The organism is Enterococcus sp. VV15 (assembly GCF_005236045.1).
GTDB lineage: Bacteria > Bacillota > Bacilli > Lactobacillales > Enterococcaceae > Enterococcus_B > Enterococcus_B durans.
In genome coordinates this window covers 1-16458 of the sequence record NZ_QPTY01000039.1, presented here as the reverse complement: position 1 = coordinate 16458, position 16458 = coordinate 1, and the positions used below count along the sequence as shown (strand labels likewise).

Below are 16458 nucleotides of genomic sequence, written 5' to 3'. Positions count from 1 at the left end.
GCTTCGATTTCGCAGTATATTATGCAAAAGAACGATAGATACAATTGAAAAATAAGTTTCGGATTGCCTGATTAAAAACCCTAAAAATACACAGTGTAGCTAGATTCTCAAAAAAGACAGGCAAGCACTCAGTTAAAATATCGTTGGCACCAGACCACCATCGATCCGTAGAGCTTCTCCAGAAAAAGAAGAGGCATAGGGGCTTGCAACAAAGGTGACAAAACGGCCAATTTCCTCTGGACGTATCAGACGTTGGATTTGTGACATTGGATTTGTGACAAAGGTCGATGGTTCTTCATAAAATCAGCTTCCCATTCTTCTTTTGGCAGATCAGATTGTGCGTACATTTCTTCCAGCATAGCTTCTACCCCTTCCGTTAACGTAGAACCTGGCATGATCGTGTTGACCGTAACATGCGTGGCTTTTGTTAATTTAGAGAGACTTTTAGCTAGTGATAGATTCATTGTTTTTGTCATGCTGTATTGAGGCATCTCCCCTGAAGGCATGATGGCTTCTTCACTTGCGATAAAAATGATTCGGCCAAAGTCTTTCTCTAGCATTTTAGGCAGATAATGTTTCGCTAATGCATTTCCAGACAAAACATTGGTTTGGAAAAATCGATTCCAAACAGCATCAGTGATTGCTTCATATTCCATTGGCTGAAATATCCCCATGTTATTGACTAATACATCTACTTCTGGAAATTGTTCCAATAATTGGTTTCGTGCAGTTTCGTCTGTTATATCAAATGGTGCTGCCTGAGGATTCGTCTGTGAAAATTCTTCTTTCAGTGCTGAAACGACTTTTGCGACATCTTCTGCTTTTCGTCCGTTGATGACTACATCGGCGCCTTCTCTTGCGAACTCTTTTGCAATTGCTTTTCCGATTCCTTTCGTCGAACCTGTGACAAGTACCAGTTTTTTACTTAAACCCATTTCCATGATCAATTACCCCTTTCTCAAAAATAGCTTGTGCAGTCTACTTGAAATCAAATGTGTCTGGATCTGGACCGACACGTAGGTGTTGGTCTAATTCATCGATCATTTGTATCTCTGCTTCTGTCAATTCAAAGTCAAATAATGCAGCATTGCTGATCAAACGTTCCGTTTTTACTGATTTCGTCAATACGATGATTTCGTGTTGGATATCCCAACGCAAGACGATCTGGGCGACTGAGCGATGATGATTCTCTGCGATTTCTTGTAAGACTGGTTCTTTTAAGATTTTTCCTTGCATCAATGGGGACCAGGCTTCAATCAAAATATCGTTTGCTGCACAAAAAGCTTGTAGTTCCTGTTGATTCAACCGAGGATGTAACTCTACTTGATTGACAACAGGTTTGACCGTGGTTTCTAAAAGTAATTTTTCTAAATGATGGATCTCAAAATTACTTACACCGATTGCTTTGATTTTTCCTTCTTCATATAAGTGTTCTAAGGCTTTATATACTTCGATATATTGGTCATCTGTTCCTGGCCAGTGGATCAAATATAAATCGATATAGGTCAATCCTAACTTATTTAGGCTATCTTCAAAAGCAATTAGTGTTTCTTCATAATCAAGACCAGCATTCCAAACTTTTGAAGTAATGAATAGATCTTCTCTACTCAAGCCTGTGGCAGCTAGTCCTTCTTTGATACCTTGACCTGTTCCTTCTTCATTTCCATAAACAGCAGCGGTATCAATCAAGCGATACCCAGCTTTGATGCCTTCAGAAACGATAGTAGCTGTTTGTTCATTAGGTATTTGAAAAACACCTAAACCTAGTCCAGGCATCTTCTTCCCATTATTCAATAAAACTGTATCTTGTAAATTTTTAATCATCACTGAATCTCCTCTCATGGACTGTGATTGACAATTATACAAGACAATCTACCTTTTTAGGAAGTACGCACTTTCAAGTACTATAGGCACTTTAAAGTAACTGTAGAAGAAGTATGAGATCAAGCAGCTTACTTTTGACTGATGTTCACAGCACCACGCACTTTTCTAAAATTCGAGTACATGCCTTTAATGTGTGTAACATAAAAAAAGAGAATATGGGGCAAATCTAAAAATCAGGTTTGCTACAGACTTTCGAATAACCGGCGTCCAAAATTCAGGTTTTTCGGAAATTTCAAAAAAAAAACGAGAATGGGACAAAAGTAAGAAACACTTTTGTCCCATTCTTTAAAAACGAAGAAACGGTGGAAGCAGAAGCCTTAGAAAACCGAAATTCACAAAAGTTTGAAAAGTAATTTTTCGTGAATCCCTTTATATTTCTCAGTGAATCACTACTGTTTAGGTCTTTTATGAAAGTTGATCGTCTATGCTATGTTTATGCCGAAAAATCGATCTTCACTTCTACTGTTTGAAGAGGTACATCGTAAAATGGATCTTCTCTGCGCCCTAGAAAATCTTTGGCTTGTTTTGGAAATAGAGCATACATCAAAACATCTTCTTCTGTTTTCACATATTCTGCAATTTCCTTACGAAATTCCGGTAGTTGTGGTGCGATTAAATCAGCTGGTCGAACAGTAACAATTGCTTCTTGACCGATGATGAGTTCTTTGATTTCCTCACTGATCGGTACTGGAGCTTTTCCGTAAAGCCCTCTGACGTAATCCTTGATTTCACTGGACACTAATTTATAGCGTTCACCAGAGATCACATTCATCAGTGCTTGTGTACCTACCATTTGAGAAAGTGGCGTAACAAGTGGCGGGTAACCCAAATCTGCTCGAACTTTTGGTACTTCTGCCAGAACATCTTCATATTTGTCTTGAAGTCCTTGTTCGGTCAATTGACTAAGCAAGTTCGAGAGCATACCACCTGGAACTTGGTAGATCAACGTTTTAGGCTCGATGTCCTTCACTTTGGGATTCAAGAGTCCTTCTTCTCTAAAACGGTCACGTACAGGATTGAAATGTTCAGCAATCTGCGCCACTTTGTCCATATCTAAACCAGTGTCAAAGCCCATTTCGGCTAACGTCATCGCTACCGATTCCGTAGCAGGCTGACTTGTTCCGCCAGCAAAAGAAGAAATGGCCGTATCGATGATATCAGCTCCTGCTTCAGCGACTTTCAGATACGTCATTTCAGCAATCCCACTGGTCGCATGCGTATGGACTTCTAAAGGTAGATCAATCGTTTCTTTGATACGGCTGACTAATTCAAAACCAGTGTGTGGCGTCAATACACCAGCCATATCTTTGATACAGATAGAATCCGCGCCTGTATCCGCCATTTCTTTCGCTAATTGGACAAAATAATCGACTGTATGGATCGGACTTGTCGTATAAGAAATAGCTGCTTGACAATGCCCACCTGCTTCTCTGGCTGTGACGATCGCAGTTTGTAGATTGCGGGTATCATTCAATGCATCAAATACTCGGATAATATCTATCCCATTTTGGATCGATTTTTCAACAAAATCGCGCACGACATCATCCGCATAATTTTTATACCCTAATAAATTTTGTCCTCGCAGCAACATCTGTAATTTTGTATTTTTCACTTCTTTACGAATCGTTCGTAATCGTTCCCAGGGATCTTCATTCAAAAATCTTAGGCAGGAATCAAAGGTCGCCCCTCCCCACATTTCTAGAGAATGGTACCCTGCCTGATCCATTGTTTTTAAGATAGGCAACATGTCACTTGTTGGCATGCGTGTCGCAATCAAGCTTTGTTGTCCATCACGTAAAACGGTTTCCATGAACTGGATTTTTTTCATAAAATCGTCTCCTTTCTTTGTCTACGATTGCTTGGATTGCGTACTGCATTTCTTTCACCGTATGCGTTCTTGAACGGCCGCATACTTTCGCTTCTTCTGTACAAAGCAAACATTTTCGCTTAGGATATCCCAATTTTTCACGGGTAAGAGGTTGAATATTTTCTGTAAATGCGAGTACGTCGATATCTGCCAATCGACCAAATGGATGTTCCTCTTCGATCACGACCATTTTTTGTTTCGCTTCTTTTTGCGTTACATTGAGTTTTAAATAATACTCTGAACCTGTCCATTCATGATGGAGTACTTTTGCGCCCATTTTTTCTTCTGAAAAAGCATGTTCGATTTCTTTCACCAAGACGAGAAAGACGTTCTGCCATTCATATGAATTTTTGATTGGCCCAGGAATATTCAAGGTCAAACAAACCAGACATTGATTTTTTTCTTGCCCTAATAACTTTTTCTGTCTTTCCGCTCTGTTGGATCGCGCAGTTAGCATTTGCTCTAAAGTAATCGTGCGCCCTTTAAATAATTCGTTAGACATTTTTGACCACATCGATGATCGTGCCATCACGGTATTCGATCAAAGCGACTACTTTTTCCCCATATTCTATTGACTCGGGCGTGCCAACGATTTGATAGGCTTTTTCTTTTAGTTCTTCCAGCGTGAATTGTGGAATATCTACGGTATTAAAATGAGCCAATAAGTCTGAGCGGTTTGGATTGATCGCAATACCTACTTCTGTGACTACGACGTCGATACTTGATCCTGGTGTGACCACTGTATTGACTTGATCCACGATCGTAGGGATTCTTCCGCGAACTAACGGAGCGATAACTAGGCTCATTTTACATGCCATACTCGTATCTGAATGCCCGCCAGAAGCTCCACGGATCACCCCATCGGACCCAGTGATCACGTTGACATTATAATCTGTATCGATCTCCAAAGCAGATAAGATAGCCGTATCTAGCTGATTGATCACTGAACCTTTACTTAAAGGTGAAGCATACATATTGGCATCAATCTCATAATGCTGGTCATTTTTCCCTAACGACAACGCAGAAGAATGATCAAAATCTTGGACATCGATGATTTTTTCAACTAAGCCTTCTTCTAATAATTCGACCATGGCATTCGTGATTCCGCCAAGAGCAAAACTTGCAGTAATACCATCTTCGATCATTGCTTCTCGCAAAAAGCGTGAAACAGCTAATGCTGCGCCTCCTGTCCCTGTTTGGAAGGAGAAACCTTCACGGTAATAAGGCGAATTCGTGATTACTTTCGCTGCATATTCAGCAATCAATAATTCTTTGGGATTTTTTGTAAATCTAGTGGCACCTTTAGCAATTCCTTCTGGATCACCGATTTCATCAATCTCCACTACAAAATCAACATCCGTTTGTGGAATGCTGATGGGGGTGTTCGGGAAAGGAACAAGCGTGTCTGTGATGATGACTACCTGATCTGCATATTTCGCATCAACCATTGCATACCCCAGAGAGCCGCAAGTGGCCTTTCCTACCGTACCATTCGCATTTCCATAAGCATCTGAACTAGGCGCTCCTAGAAATGCCACATCGATATGGATATCCCCAGTGGCAATCGCGCGAGCCCGTCCACCATGTGAACGAATAATCACTGGATTCTCCATGATTCCTTCAGAGATAGCTGCCCCGACTTTATCTCTTAGACCGCTGGAAGTAATGTTTGTGACTACTCCGTTTTTGATATGCTCAATCAAGGGCTCGTGTACATTTGCAATGGAACTTGGCGCAATCGTCAGATTTTTGATGCCCATGTGCGCAATTTCTGCCAATACTTGGTTCATCACTCGATCACCTTCACGAAAATGATGATGGAAAGAAATCGTCATGCCGTCTTTTAACCCTGTTTTTTCGATTGCTTCACGTAGACTGCCTACTAATTTTGTTTCTCGTGGTTTTCTTGGCACGATCCTGCGACTGGCTTCATCATATGGTGTGATATGCGCCAATTCTCCTTCGAAAATATCGTAATGTTCAGCGATTTCTTGAGGGATCTCTTTTCCCGCTTTGTTTCTAACCATCTTTACATCCCCTCCTCTGAGATTAATTTGGCTGCTTTTGCAAGTGCAATCACTCGTTGCGCCCGTTCTACGATTGGTTTGTCGATCATTTTTCCGTTGAGTGAAATGACACCAGAACCTTTTGCTTCCGCTTCGTTGATCGCCCAAATCACTTCTTTTGCATGTTGGATCTCTTTTTCCGTTGGTGCATAGATGGCATTGACTAATGGAATCTGTCGAGGATTGATCACGGATTTCCCATCGAACCCTAGCTGTTTAATCAAGTTTGTTTCTGCTTGTAATCCTTCGACATTGTCTACATCAGAATAAACAGTATCGATTGCTGCGATTCCTGCTGCTCGTGCCGCATGTAAAATCATATTTCGTGCAAAAAACAGTTCTTGCCCATCTGGATATCGTTTTGTTTTCATATTCGTCACATAATCTTCTGCGCCCAAAGCAATCCCAATCAGTCGAGTAGATGCTTGCGCGATTTCTCGTGCATTCAACACACCTTCTGCAGATTCGATCGCTGCCATCATTTTTGTTGTACCAATTGGGATCTGATTGCTTTCTTCCACTAGTGTAATTGCTTCATCCACATCAATGATATCTTGAGCTGTCTCTGTTTTAGGTAATCGAATGACATTGACACCTGCTAAAACGACTGCTTCAATATCTTGTTTTCCGACAGTATCTAATCCATTGATTCGCACAACTGTTTCAACTGCTGAATAATCAAAGGTCTTTAAAGCAAAATGGACAAGTGTCCGTGCTGCATCTTTTTCTTTTAATGAAACCGCATCCTCTAGATCAAACATGATGGAATCTGCTCCATATAGTGGCGCATCGCGAAGCATTGCCGCATTTGCACCTGGAACAAACATCATCGTTCTTCTTAAACGTTCCATGAGTCGATCTCCTTCCAATCATAACTTTCTTCTTCCGCTGCGCGATGGACAGCAGTAATCAAACGAGCAACGATCGTACAATCTAAGGCACCTTTGTCCACTGCTGTTACTTTTGCTCGTGTAATCCCCAATTGTTGTAAGGTAGTGGTCATCATCTGATGAATCTGTTTCCCAAATTGTTTTTCCACGCTGCTTTCTAATGAAAGTTCGATTTGCTCCTGTTCATTAGGTGCAATAGTAATTAAAATATCACTTGATTCTACTGTACCGGCAGAAGCGATTTTTTTGATTTCCATTCGTTTCACTCCTTGATTATTTTCAATTTATGCAAATACATGTAAGTCGTCTCTGGCAGAAATTTTTTTAAAAGAGGCAAGTCATTTTTTTGAATGGCTTCACGAACTTTTGTCGCACTGATGATCGAATCATCAACCTGTAAACGAGGAATGATCGTCAAAGTTATTTCTGGATAAAAGACAGCTTTCATTGCTTCGTTATACTTATTCGTTACTGGCGAAAATGGTTCTTCACCGACATAGCGCCTTTTGATCATTAAGATTGGTGCAATCTTTTGCTTGAACAATTGTGCATCAAAGGTAGCCTGTAGCTGAGCAAGTTCTAATGGCGCACGCTCTTTTAGAAAATAAGTAGGAAATACGGCAGACGATACAAGATACTCTTTGGTCGTCAACACCACCACATTTTTTAAATGTGCAACCCCCATTTTCACCATTTCCAATCGATCTCTTGCAGAAAATTCAGAGTGCTCTTCTGATAGAACAAAGACATAGACTTGTTCACTTTCAGCAGCTGCTTTCTCAATCAAATATTGATGCCCTTTGGTAAATGGATTGGCATTCATCACGATTGCACTTTGATTTTTCCCTTCTTTTTTTCTACTTCGCAAATATGCTTCATATTGGTTGAAGGAAGGCGCTCCGAATTCCATGAAACTGATCGTTTGAGTCGTTAATATTTCTTGGAAACCCAAAGAATGAAAAATCGCTTGATTCTCTGGCTTTGTATATACAAACAGATGGATTTGGTCCACCGCTCTTAATCGTTCCACTAAATGTGTGATTATACTTGTTAAAAGATTCTCAGATTGATAATTCTTACAAACAGCAAGACATTTGATGATTTTCCCTTGATAAGAACCTGTAGCAATCAGTTGGCCTTTTTCATAAATGCCCACCGTATACTCGACTGGTTCATCTGTGCGCAGACCTGTTTTTTCTAACAGCGCGCACCATTGTTGCCATGCTTTCTTATCTTGAGCTAACCACAAACGTTTTAGATTCTCCATTTGACCCCTTCTTTATTTTTTTACTGGGAACAGTTTTGCTAAAGTTAATGAGGCTAAGTAGATGATCAAGATAACTGCAAAAACACCGCCCCAACCGAAAAGTAATAGTTCTAATGATACCCACAAATCATGTGTCATCTGTCTTCCTCCTTCTTAAGTTAATAAGGCTAATAACAGCCCACCAGCGATAACAGATGCAATCTGTCCCGAAACATTCGCGCCTGCTGCATGCATCAAAATAAAGTTTTGCGGATCTTCATCTGTTGCCATTTTTTGGATCACTCGACTAGACATTGGAAATGCAGAGATACCTGCTGCACCAATCATTGGATTGACTTTTTCTTTACGGAAAAGGTTCAATAACTTCGCAAACAATACCCCACCGATTGAATCCATGATGAACGCCACTAATCCTAGTGCAATGACCATCAACGTATCGATTTGCAGGAATTCTTCATATTGCATTTTCACTGAGATCGATAACCCTAAAAGAATACTGATAATGTTGACTAGTTCATTTTGTGCAGTAATAGAAAGTCGATCTAATACACCACATTCTCTTAACAGATTCCCAAACATCAAGAAACCTACAAGTGGCAGCGATACTGGTGCAATCAATCCAGCAACGATCGAGATCACAATTGGAAAAAGAATCTTCGCTGTTTGTGAGACTTCACCTGCTCGATAGTTCATTCTGATCCGACGTTCATTTTTAGTTGTTACTGCTTTGATGGCTATAGGCTGGATGATTGGCACTAACGCCATGTAGGAGTAAGCGGCAACCATGATTGCTCCCATGTATTTTGAGTTCAGTGTGTTCGCTACAAAAATAGAAGTAGGTCCATCGGCCGCACCAATGATCCCGATAGATGCAGCATCATTTAAATCAAATCCTAGCAACACCGCCATAATGATCGTAAAGAAGATCCCAAACTGAGCAGCGGCTCCAAATAACAATAGGAATGGATTTTGCAACAATGGACCAAAGTCGATCATTGCACCGATCCCGATAAATAATAGCAATGGAAATAGTTCTGTGTTGATCCCCATATCAAAGAGTACTTGGAATGGCCCCGCCTCTCCACCGGCACTCAATACTCCTGAGTTCGGAAAATTGACTAAGATCGTTCCTAAGCCCATCGGTACTAATAAAGTTGGCTCATATTCTTTTTTGATTCCCAGATACATCAGCACGCCACCGATGATCATCATGACCAAGCGACCAGGTTCAGCCCCGATCCCCATCACACCTTCTAACAAAGTCTCCATAAACGTCACTTCCTCTTTTCTTTAAATTAATTGATTGTGATCAGCGCATCTCCTGGATTGACCATATCCCCCGTTGAAACATGGATGCCAGCAACAATTCCTGACTTTCCAGCAACGATTTCATTTTCCATCTTCATTGCCTCTAAGATCATCAATGGTTGGTTTTCTTGAACGGATTCTCCTGGATTAACTAGGATTTTAAGAATCGTACCAGGCATTGGTGCAGTCATCGCATCTGCTGCGGCAGCACTGGTTTGAACTGGTGCTGCTGGTGCTGCTTGTTCAACTACTGGTTCTGGATTTGCTGCCGGAGCTGGTGCGGTTGGTTGCGGTACACTAGCAACTTGTGGTGCGCCGATTTCTTCCATCTCTACTAAATATTCTGTTCCATTTACTGTAATTTTAAATTTTCGCAACATGTTATTTCCTCCATTATTTTGATCTTTTCTTTATATTTTTGACAATGAATTGTGATTGCTGAGATTCCCCTGCCATAATACTTGCCGCAATTACGGAAGTAAGGACAACTTCAGGATTCTTTTGCTTGATACTTTTGATAATAAATCGGCTATCTGGTCGATCACCTGCGGCGATCGCCGTAGCAATCACACTAACTAAGTCATAATCCTCTGGGGGAGCCTGTATATATTCTGGAACCGCTTCCCATTCATCGGTCAACACACGATGTTTTTCTTGTTGATTGCTCGGTTGGATAAATTTCTCTTCTTTTTGTGTTTTTTTGAACAATCTTTCGAAGATCCCCATTTCTCCTCTCCTTTCTATTTTTCTGACTTACTCTTAATTATAAAAATTACTCGAGATACGGCTAGTGTGAATTGTAGGATAAATTGTTTTTTCATTGTTTCTTTTTATTCATTTTTTCTAAAAACTAGTTAAAACGTTGATATGAAGCGTTTTTCATAGCGTTAATATTTCATTAAGAACTTTTTAAGCAAGCGATAAGATTTGTTTCTCTGGATTGTTTTTTTCCTGTTCTTTTTCTAGGAACCTCTTTTCTTCTCTCAAAATTTTGACTATTCTTAACCACATCAAAGAAAGTAAAAAAGAAAGGAGATGCTCCAAATTTGTTTATATCATCACAAATAAGAACTTATTTTTTTACGATTATTTGTTAACGCTTACAGATTTTTATTTTAGTTAGAGAGGAAGGAACACCATGTTACTTACTGTTTTATCTTATGCTATGATCATTGTTTTTATGTTCGTTATTATGAAAAAGAAGATGTCTCCTTTTACTTCTTTAGTCCTTATCCCGTTGATTTTTACACTTGTTGCGATGGTATCAGGTGTCGCTGAGAAAGGTTCAATTGGTGATTTTGTTTTAGAAGGGATTTCTACTACCGCTAACACGGGGATCATGTTGCTTTTTGCTATTTTATATTTTTCAATCATGCTTGATGCAGGTCTATTTGACCCCATCACTAAAAAAATGATTTATTTTGCTAAAGGCGATCCGATGAAAGTATTGATGGCTACAGCAGTCGTTTCAGCAGCCGTTTCATTGAATGGCGATGGAACAACCACCACGTTGATTTGCTGTTCTGCATTTATTCCGATTTATAAGAAGTTGAATATGAAGATGATGAATCTAGGTGTTTTGATCATCCTACAAAACACGATCATGAATCTTTTGCCTTGGGGTGGTCCAACAGCACGTGCGATGGCAGTATTAGAAGTAGATGCTGACATCTTGACCTATCTTCTGCCTGGTATGGTTCTTTCTCTGCTTTATGTTACCTTCTTTGTTGCTCGGAGAATGGGAAAACAAGAACGGGCACGTTTAGGGATCACAGAACTCACTACTGAAGAAATCGAAGAGATGACCACGATCACTGATCCTGATACATTAAAAATTCGTTGTCCGCACAACTTTATTTTCAATGGATTGTTAACGATCCTTTTGATTGCTTGGCTTGTAGCAAGCTCGTTTATCGATGCGATCGCATTACCGCCGATTTTACTGTTTTTAGTGGGTACATGTATCGCGTTGATGATCAACTACCCAATATTAAAAGATCAATCTGCACGTATTGGTGCAAATGGTGGGGACGCTGTTCAAGTAGTTATCTTAGTCTTCGCAGCCGGTGTCTTCATGGGCTTGTTCCAAGGTTCAGGGATGGCAACTGCTTTAGCGAATAGTTTCACTACGATCATTCCAGAACAACTGGCAGGCTTCTGGGGATTAGTCATCGCCTTGATTTCTGCTCCAGGTACATTCTTTATTTCAAATGACGGTTTCTACTTTGGGGTCTTACCAGTCTTAGCTGAAGCAGGAAGAGCCTATGGATTTACTAATATGGAGATGGCTCTTGCTTCATTGATGGGACAAGCCTTCCACTTATTAAGCCCACTTGTCGCATTTATTTACTTGCTTTTACGCTTAACTGGCTTAGATATGGGACAATGGCAGAAAGAATCTGCAAAATATGCCTTAGGTATCTTCATCATCTTTGTAGTAACGATCGTACTTTTAGGCCATATGCCACTTTATATTCCACAATAAACAAAAATAGCTAGTAGAAAATTTAGGATTGAATTTAGTTGTGTTTTTCGTTATGATTCCGATAATGAACCGATTAGTTCCTTATAAGTAGATAAGATAGACGGCGTTTATTACGAAGTTCCTGTTCAATAAAAAGTTGAGTGACTGATCTCCTCTTGATTGATGAAAGGTGCCTTACAATAAATGCCGTTTATTTGAACGAATCAGAGTAGGAGTTGACAAATGAATGCAATGATTGAAAACGTCAGACAAAACTTAGACTTCTCGCAGAACAAGACTTTAAAAGTTCTTGTGTATGAAGCATTTCGCAAAACGATTATTTTAGGTCAAATCCCTGCAGGCTCTAGAATCAATGAAAAAGAGTTCTCAGATACCTTGAATATCAGTCGAACACCCATCCGTTATGCGTTAAGGCAATTAGTTGATGAACAGTTGGTCGAACATGTACCTAAAATCGGGATCGTAGTCAAAGGAATCAGTAAAAAAGATGCATATGAAATTTTTGATATACGCAAATCTCTTGATACATTGGCAACAATCAAAGCAATGGAAAAAATGGATGAGAAAGATTTTCTGGAATTAAAAGAATTACTGACATATGGAGACAAATTGAACGAAGAAGACCGTGTTGATGAATTGTTAGCCAATTTTTCAGATTTCAATACCTTCATTTATGAAAAAAGTCAGATGTTACGTTTAAAAGGAATCGTGATGGAATTACGCTCTTATCTACTTTATTTTCGTGATATTTCGATCCGTTCTTCTGAACGACGCAGCGTTGCTTTAGCCGAACATTGGTTGATCTATCGAGGGATGAAAACAAACAATATTGCACAGATAAAGATGATCACGCAGGAACATTTAGATCATTCATTGCAATTCATACTAGCGGAAATGGAGCGACAAAAAATTGGATGAACAATTACTTACGATCAGTAGCTATGCGGAAACGGCTTTATACGAAGAAGTTGCGTTGTCGCCAAAACCTGGGCTCGTAGATCGCTTTTCAAACGGGGCCCACCGTGACATGGATTTCCAAACGTTTCTGGCGAGCATCCAAAGCCTGCGCCCATTCTTCAAGGAATATCTCTATTTAGGTTTGACACATCGCGGTCAGCCTTCTTTATTATTCAACTCTTTGCGTGAAACTGGAAAAATGGCGGAAACAGCTATGCTGAAAGCAACAAAAGGAATCAATACACATAAAGGAGCTAACTTTTCTTTTGCTGTTTTACTAGGGGCTACAGGACTTCATATGCAGTTGAATACACATCTCCCTTTTACTGCTAAAGATACTCAAAAGATACTGTCACTTTCACAGGATATCACGCAAGACGTAGTCGCCAAAGATTTTCAACAATTAACAACCAAGCAACACTTGTCTTATGGGGAAGAATTGTATTTGAAGTACCAAATATCTGGTATTCGTGGGGAAGCGGCCAACGGATATCCGGCATTGCAAAAATTGATGTGTTTTTTGCGCAAACACCAAGAACTCAGGCAAGAGGAATTACTTTTACGTGCATTACTGTATTTAATGAGTGAGGTGGAAGACAGCAATATCCTCCATCGTGGGGGGCGAGATGCTTTAAAAGAGATAAAAAAAGAAAGCTTAGATTTACAGAAATCTAGACTTTCTTATGTGCAACTAGTAAAAAAATTAAAAGAATATGATCAGCAACTGACTACCCGCTATCTCAGTCCAGGTGGTTCAGCAGATCTACTCTCATTAGGGATCTATTTTTCATTTTTAGAAAAATTGTTTTCCCCTTCTGGTAAAAAGGTATAGCCGATCCCCCAAACCGTTTTGATATACTGCGCGTTTTTGGGGTCGGTTTCAATTTTATTTCTTAGATGATTCACAAAAACCATGATCGTGTTTGCGTCAAATTCGCCATCTTCCCAGACGCTGCTATAGATCTGTTCTTTCGAAAAAACCTGGTCCGAATTCAGCATAAAAAAACGCATCAATTGGATTTCCTTGGAAGAAAGCTTGATAGGCTGTCCATTTTTATAAAGTTGGTAGCGATTTTGATCAAAACGAAAATCGCCAACAATGATTTCTTTTTTTTCAGCTGTCGAATGATGATTCCGAATCACTTTGTTACGATCCAACGCCGCAACAACTTGAGCACGTAAAAGATCCAAAGAAAAAGGCTTTGTCAAATATTGATCTGCGCCAACTTCAAGGCCATTGATGATTTCTTGCTCACTTGTTTTACCGCTTAAAAAGAAAATAGGCGTAAATGGATTCACTTCTCGGATCATTTGAGCAAGATGATACCCATCATTTTCATGCTCCAAACAGATATCCAACAAAAATAGATCAAACTCGACTCGAGTGATGATATCTAGCGCTTTTTCTACTGAATCACTTTGATACACTAGAATCCCTGTTGACTGAAGTGCTTTCCAAATCAAACGGCGTACACTTGGTTCATCGTCTATGATTAATATTTTTTCATTTCGCAAAAGAAACTCTCCTCGCTTTATTATATAATAATGGAAACGGTAAAAAGGAAGATCATGATGAAAAAGCTAACTTACAAGAAACTTTATAGTCTCATCCTAGTCGTTACATTACTGACGATTCTCGGCATGATTTTCACCTGCTCTAGCTATTACCAGTTGCAAAAGCATGCGGTTGATCTAGCAGAAAATCAGCTCTCGACCCTCAATCATTCCGCAATAAACGTAGTGAAAACAAAGTTTCGTTCTTATCAGCAAACATTGAACCTGCTCCAACCAGAAATGACAAACGAACAGTTCATTGACGAACCAAAGAATCTTTCCAATTTAAAAAATGAAAAAGCGCTCGTTGGTCTTTTCCTTTTTTCGCAGGATGGAACCTTAATAAATAGCCAACCTTTGCATACCGCACAACCGACTGCAGGATTAGCTAAACTTGTTGCCAAAGATCCCGACTTTTCTCAAGCTTTATCGGGTAGTATCAAGCAGAATGGTGCCGTTTATTTCAATGATAACCACTCTTACATAAATATCTATCAAACCGTGCCTTTAAACAATAACCAGCATGCCTTACTCGTATTGCTCGCTGATCTGCAGACCCTCTACCATTCTGAATTATTGGATACAGATGATCAAGCTGGTTACACGATGGTCAAAAATCAAGAAATGAAAGTCGTCATGCATCCTTCAAGTGAGCAAATAGGTCTTTCTATTGTAAATGGGCGAGAAGAGAAATATCCCACACTTGATTTATCTGATCTAAAAAAATTAGAAAAAAAGCAATTGACACAATCTAGAGGGGATGCTGTCTATTACTCTTATTGGTGGCCTAAACCAAAAATAAAAAGAGTATTGAAAATCACGTCATTCGAATGGACTACTATTGGAAATAGCCGTCTCATTTTTGCCAGCAATGAAGACTACTACGAAAGAAACGGCTTGTTGCTGCAAGATGGATTGATCATTATCGGTTTACTCATGATCTTATTGGTTGTCATCGCGTTATTAGGTCTATCAATTAAATATTATCATAAGCGCAACCAAACTTATGCTGAAAATTTACAATTAAAGAAACATCAACAGTTGCTCCAAGAGAAGCATGCCCTTGAAAAACAAATTCTTCAAGAATCAAAGCTCGAAACAATTGGGTTACTGACCACCACGATCGTCCATGACATGAACAACTTTTTAACGCCCATCATTGGTAATTTGCAGTTGCTGATGGAAGAACATCATGAAGACGAACTATTAGTGGATGACCTTAATGAAGTTTACCAATCTGCGATCAAAGGACAGAACCTTTCAAAGAATGTTCTACGTTTTTCAAAAGTGGAAACAGCACCTAAAAGTAATTATGCACTTTCGCAGGTAATACAAGAAGCTATCGATCATCTTTCTTTACTCGTGCCAAAAAGCTTTACTTTAACTACGGATTTGCCAGATATAGGTAAAACTGTCTTTGAAAAAGAAGATCTGCAAATCATCATCTACAACTTGATCACGAATGCTTATCAGGCCAAACAAGATGCACATGTTTCAATTACACTCTTTGCTGATGATCCATCTGCATATTTTGATCAATCGCTACTTCCCAAGACGAAGAAAAAGACAAATGCACCTGGTCATTTCGCAATTATCGAAATTTCTGATAACGGACCTGGTATTCCTTTAGAGATCAGAGAAAAAATTTTTACTCCCTTCTTTACAACAAAAAAAGAAGTCGGCGGAACCGGCCTAGGGTTATTCATCGTTTCATCCATCATCAAAAAAAATGGATGGTCGATCCAACTCGTCAGCCAGTCACAAGGCACTACCTTTTATTTAGGTATTCCGTTAAACTAAGTTTCAAAAAATAGACTTTGTTAAAAATTTTCAAGAAAATTCGCTACTGAATGAGAAAAGCAATACGAATTTTCTTGAAGCTTTTTTATATATTATCACGAAAACGTTAACAAAATGAAAACAAGAATAATTATTATCAACAGTTTTATTAGTTATTTTTCATTTAACCCTCAATAAAATAAACTATAAAATAATAAAATTTATGCTTTATTTTTTCTGTAAATACACTTATACTTTGATTGTGTTAGTTTATTAATAACGAATTTTAAAAATGTATCTTTTATTATTACTAACAGCATCACTAGTCAAGTCCATAATCCTGTGTAAAATACTATACAATGTTTTACCGGTCTCTCATTGATCAAACTTAATATATTTTC

At 39.1% G+C, this 16458-nt stretch carries 16 protein-coding genes and 1 pseudogene; 4 read left to right on the top strand and 13 right to left on the bottom strand.

Features of this window, described 5'->3' with window-relative positions; genetic code table 11:
* Positions 1–132: 132 nt before the first annotated feature.
* From DVW83_RS12150 to DVW83_RS12100, 12 genes and pseudogenes are all read right to left on the bottom strand, one after another.
* A pseudogene (locus DVW83_RS12150) lies at positions 133–941 on the bottom strand (SDR family NAD(P)-dependent oxidoreductase).
* A gap of 37 nt (positions 942–978) precedes the next feature.
* Positions 979–1824, bottom strand: coding sequence for an aldo/keto reductase (locus DVW83_RS12145; RefSeq protein ID WP_104660315.1), 846 nt, complete (start codon positions 1822–1824; stop codon positions 979–981).
* Positions 1825–2317: 493 nt separating this feature from the next.
* Positions 2318–3712 (bottom strand): oxaloacetate decarboxylase subunit alpha, encoded by a 1395-nt coding sequence (locus tag DVW83_RS12140; RefSeq protein ID WP_104660316.1) that lies wholly within the window; start codon positions 3710–3712, stop codon positions 2318–2320.
* Positions 3675–4253, bottom strand: a complete 579-nt coding sequence (gene citX, locus DVW83_RS12135; RefSeq protein WP_224784459.1) for a citrate lyase holo-[acyl-carrier protein] synthase — start codon at positions 4251–4253, stop codon at positions 3675–3677. Before citX ends, DVW83_RS12140 begins: the two co-directional genes overlap by 38 nt.
* Positions 4246–5778, bottom strand: a complete 1533-nt coding sequence (gene citF, locus DVW83_RS12130) for a citrate lyase subunit alpha (RefSeq protein ID WP_104660318.1) — start codon at positions 5776–5778, stop codon at positions 4246–4248. The genes citX and citF overlap by 8 nt, the downstream gene beginning before the upstream one ends.
* 2 nt (positions 5779–5780) lie before the next feature.
* The gene (citE, locus tag DVW83_RS12125; protein WP_104660319.1) at positions 5781–6668 is read right to left on the bottom strand and encodes a citrate (pro-3S)-lyase subunit beta; all 888 of its coding nucleotides are present in this window, start codon (positions 6666–6668) and stop codon (positions 5781–5783) included.
* Positions 6656–6964, bottom strand: a complete 309-nt coding sequence (citD, locus tag DVW83_RS12120) for a citrate lyase acyl carrier protein (protein WP_104660320.1) — start codon at positions 6962–6964, stop codon at positions 6656–6658. The genes citE and citD overlap by 13 nt, the downstream gene beginning before the upstream one ends.
* A gap of 5 nt (positions 6965–6969) precedes the next feature.
* Complete coding sequence (citC, locus tag DVW83_RS12115) at positions 6970–7974, bottom strand: [citrate (pro-3S)-lyase] ligase (RefSeq protein WP_104660321.1); 1005 nt, start codon at positions 7972–7974, stop codon at positions 6970–6972.
* 12 nt (positions 7975–7986) lie between these two features.
* On the bottom strand, positions 7987–8112 hold the full coding sequence (locus DVW83_RS15840) for an OadG-related small transporter subunit (RefSeq protein ID WP_016177153.1): 126 nt from the start codon (positions 8110–8112) through the stop codon (positions 7987–7989).
* A 15-nt stretch (positions 8113–8127) separates the two neighbouring features.
* Positions 8128–9243 carry a sodium ion-translocating decarboxylase subunit beta gene (locus tag DVW83_RS12110; RefSeq protein ID WP_081133676.1) on the bottom strand — a complete coding sequence of 372 codons (1116 nt, stop codon included), beginning with the start codon at positions 9241–9243 and terminating at the stop codon, positions 8128–8130.
* Between the two features lie 26 nt (positions 9244–9269).
* Positions 9270–9662 (bottom strand): acetyl-CoA carboxylase biotin carboxyl carrier protein subunit, encoded by a 393-nt coding sequence (locus DVW83_RS12105; RefSeq protein WP_104660322.1) that lies wholly within the window; start codon positions 9660–9662, stop codon positions 9270–9272.
* 13 nt (positions 9663–9675) lie between these two features.
* Positions 9676–10008, bottom strand: a complete 333-nt coding sequence (locus DVW83_RS12100) for a hypothetical protein (protein WP_104660323.1) — start codon at positions 10006–10008, stop codon at positions 9676–9678.
* Between the two features lie 412 nt (positions 10009–10420).
* Here DVW83_RS12100 and DVW83_RS12095 point away from each other — a divergent pair, with 412 nt between their 5' ends.
* The 3 genes from DVW83_RS12095 to citG all read left to right on the top strand — a co-directional run bounded on the left by DVW83_RS12095 (position 10421) and on the right by citG (position 13556).
* Positions 10421–11767: a CitMHS family transporter gene (locus DVW83_RS12095; protein ID WP_104660324.1), complete on the top strand. Its 1347-nt coding sequence runs from the start codon at positions 10421–10423 to the stop codon at positions 11765–11767.
* A gap of 222 nt (positions 11768–11989) precedes the next feature.
* Positions 11990–12685, top strand: a complete 696-nt coding sequence (locus DVW83_RS12090) for a GntR family transcriptional regulator (RefSeq protein WP_104660325.1) — start codon at positions 11990–11992, stop codon at positions 12683–12685.
* A complete protein-coding gene (gene citG, locus DVW83_RS12085; RefSeq protein WP_104660326.1) occupies positions 12678–13556 on the top strand; it encodes a triphosphoribosyl-dephospho-CoA synthase CitG in 879 nt (292 codons plus the stop codon). The genes DVW83_RS12090 and citG overlap by 8 nt, the downstream gene beginning before the upstream one ends.
* Here the strand turns inward: citG and DVW83_RS12080 are convergent.
* Positions 13505–14239 carry a response regulator transcription factor gene (locus DVW83_RS12080; RefSeq protein ID WP_104660327.1) on the bottom strand — a complete coding sequence of 245 codons (735 nt, stop codon included), beginning with the start codon at positions 14237–14239 and terminating at the stop codon, positions 13505–13507. The genes citG and DVW83_RS12080 overlap by 52 nt on opposite strands.
* 57 nt (positions 14240–14296) lie before the next feature.
* Here DVW83_RS12080 and DVW83_RS12075 point away from each other — a divergent pair, with 57 nt between their 5' ends.
* Positions 14297–16078 carry a sensor histidine kinase gene (locus DVW83_RS12075; protein WP_104660328.1) on the top strand — a complete coding sequence of 594 codons (1782 nt, stop codon included), beginning with the start codon at positions 14297–14299 and terminating at the stop codon, positions 16076–16078.
* Positions 16079–16458 lie beyond the last annotated feature (380 nt).

Bases quoted from the DNA above. Each gene is read 5' to 3' on its own strand.
- DVW83_RS12145 (WP_104660315.1), bottom strand. From the start codon at position 1,824: ATGATTAAAAATTTACAAGATACAGTTTTATTGAATAATGGGAAGAAG.
- DVW83_RS12140 (WP_104660316.1), bottom strand. From the start codon at position 3,712: ATGAAAAAAATCCAGTTCATGGAAACCGTTTTACGTGATGGACAACAA.
- citX (WP_224784459.1), bottom strand. From the start codon at position 4,253: ATGTCTAACGAATTATTTAAAGGGCGCACGATTACTTTAGAGCAAATG.
- citF (WP_104660318.1), bottom strand. From the start codon at position 5,778: ATGGTTAGAAACAAAGCGGGAAAAGAGATCCCTCAAGAAATCGCTGAA.
- citE (WP_104660319.1), bottom strand. From the start codon at position 6,668: ATGGAACGTTTAAGAAGAACGATGATGTTTGTTCCAGGTGCAAATGCG.
- citD (WP_104660320.1), bottom strand. From the start codon at position 6,964: ATGGAAATCAAAAAAATCGCTTCTGCCGGTACAGTAGAATCAAGTGAT.
- citC (WP_104660321.1), bottom strand. From the start codon at position 7,974: ATGGAGAATCTAAAACGTTTGTGGTTAGCTCAAGATAAGAAAGCATGG.
- DVW83_RS15840 (WP_016177153.1), bottom strand. From the start codon at position 8,112: ATGACACATGATTTGTGGGTATCATTAGAACTATTACTTTTCGGTTGG.
- DVW83_RS12110 (WP_081133676.1), bottom strand. From the start codon at position 9,243: ATGGAGACTTTGTTAGAAGGTGTGATGGGGATCGGGGCTGAACCTGGT.
- DVW83_RS12105 (WP_104660322.1), bottom strand. From the start codon at position 9,662: ATGTTGCGAAAATTTAAAATTACAGTAAATGGAACAGAATATTTAGTA.
- DVW83_RS12100 (WP_104660323.1), bottom strand. From the start codon at position 10,008: ATGGGGATCTTCGAAAGATTGTTCAAAAAAACACAAAAAGAAGAGAAA.
- DVW83_RS12095 (WP_104660324.1), top strand. From the start codon at position 10,421: ATGTTACTTACTGTTTTATCTTATGCTATGATCATTGTTTTTATGTTC.
- DVW83_RS12090 (WP_104660325.1), top strand. From the start codon at position 11,990: ATGAATGCAATGATTGAAAACGTCAGACAAAACTTAGACTTCTCGCAG.
- DVW83_RS12075 (WP_104660328.1), top strand. From the start codon at position 14,297: ATGAAAAAGCTAACTTACAAGAAACTTTATAGTCTCATCCTAGTCGTT.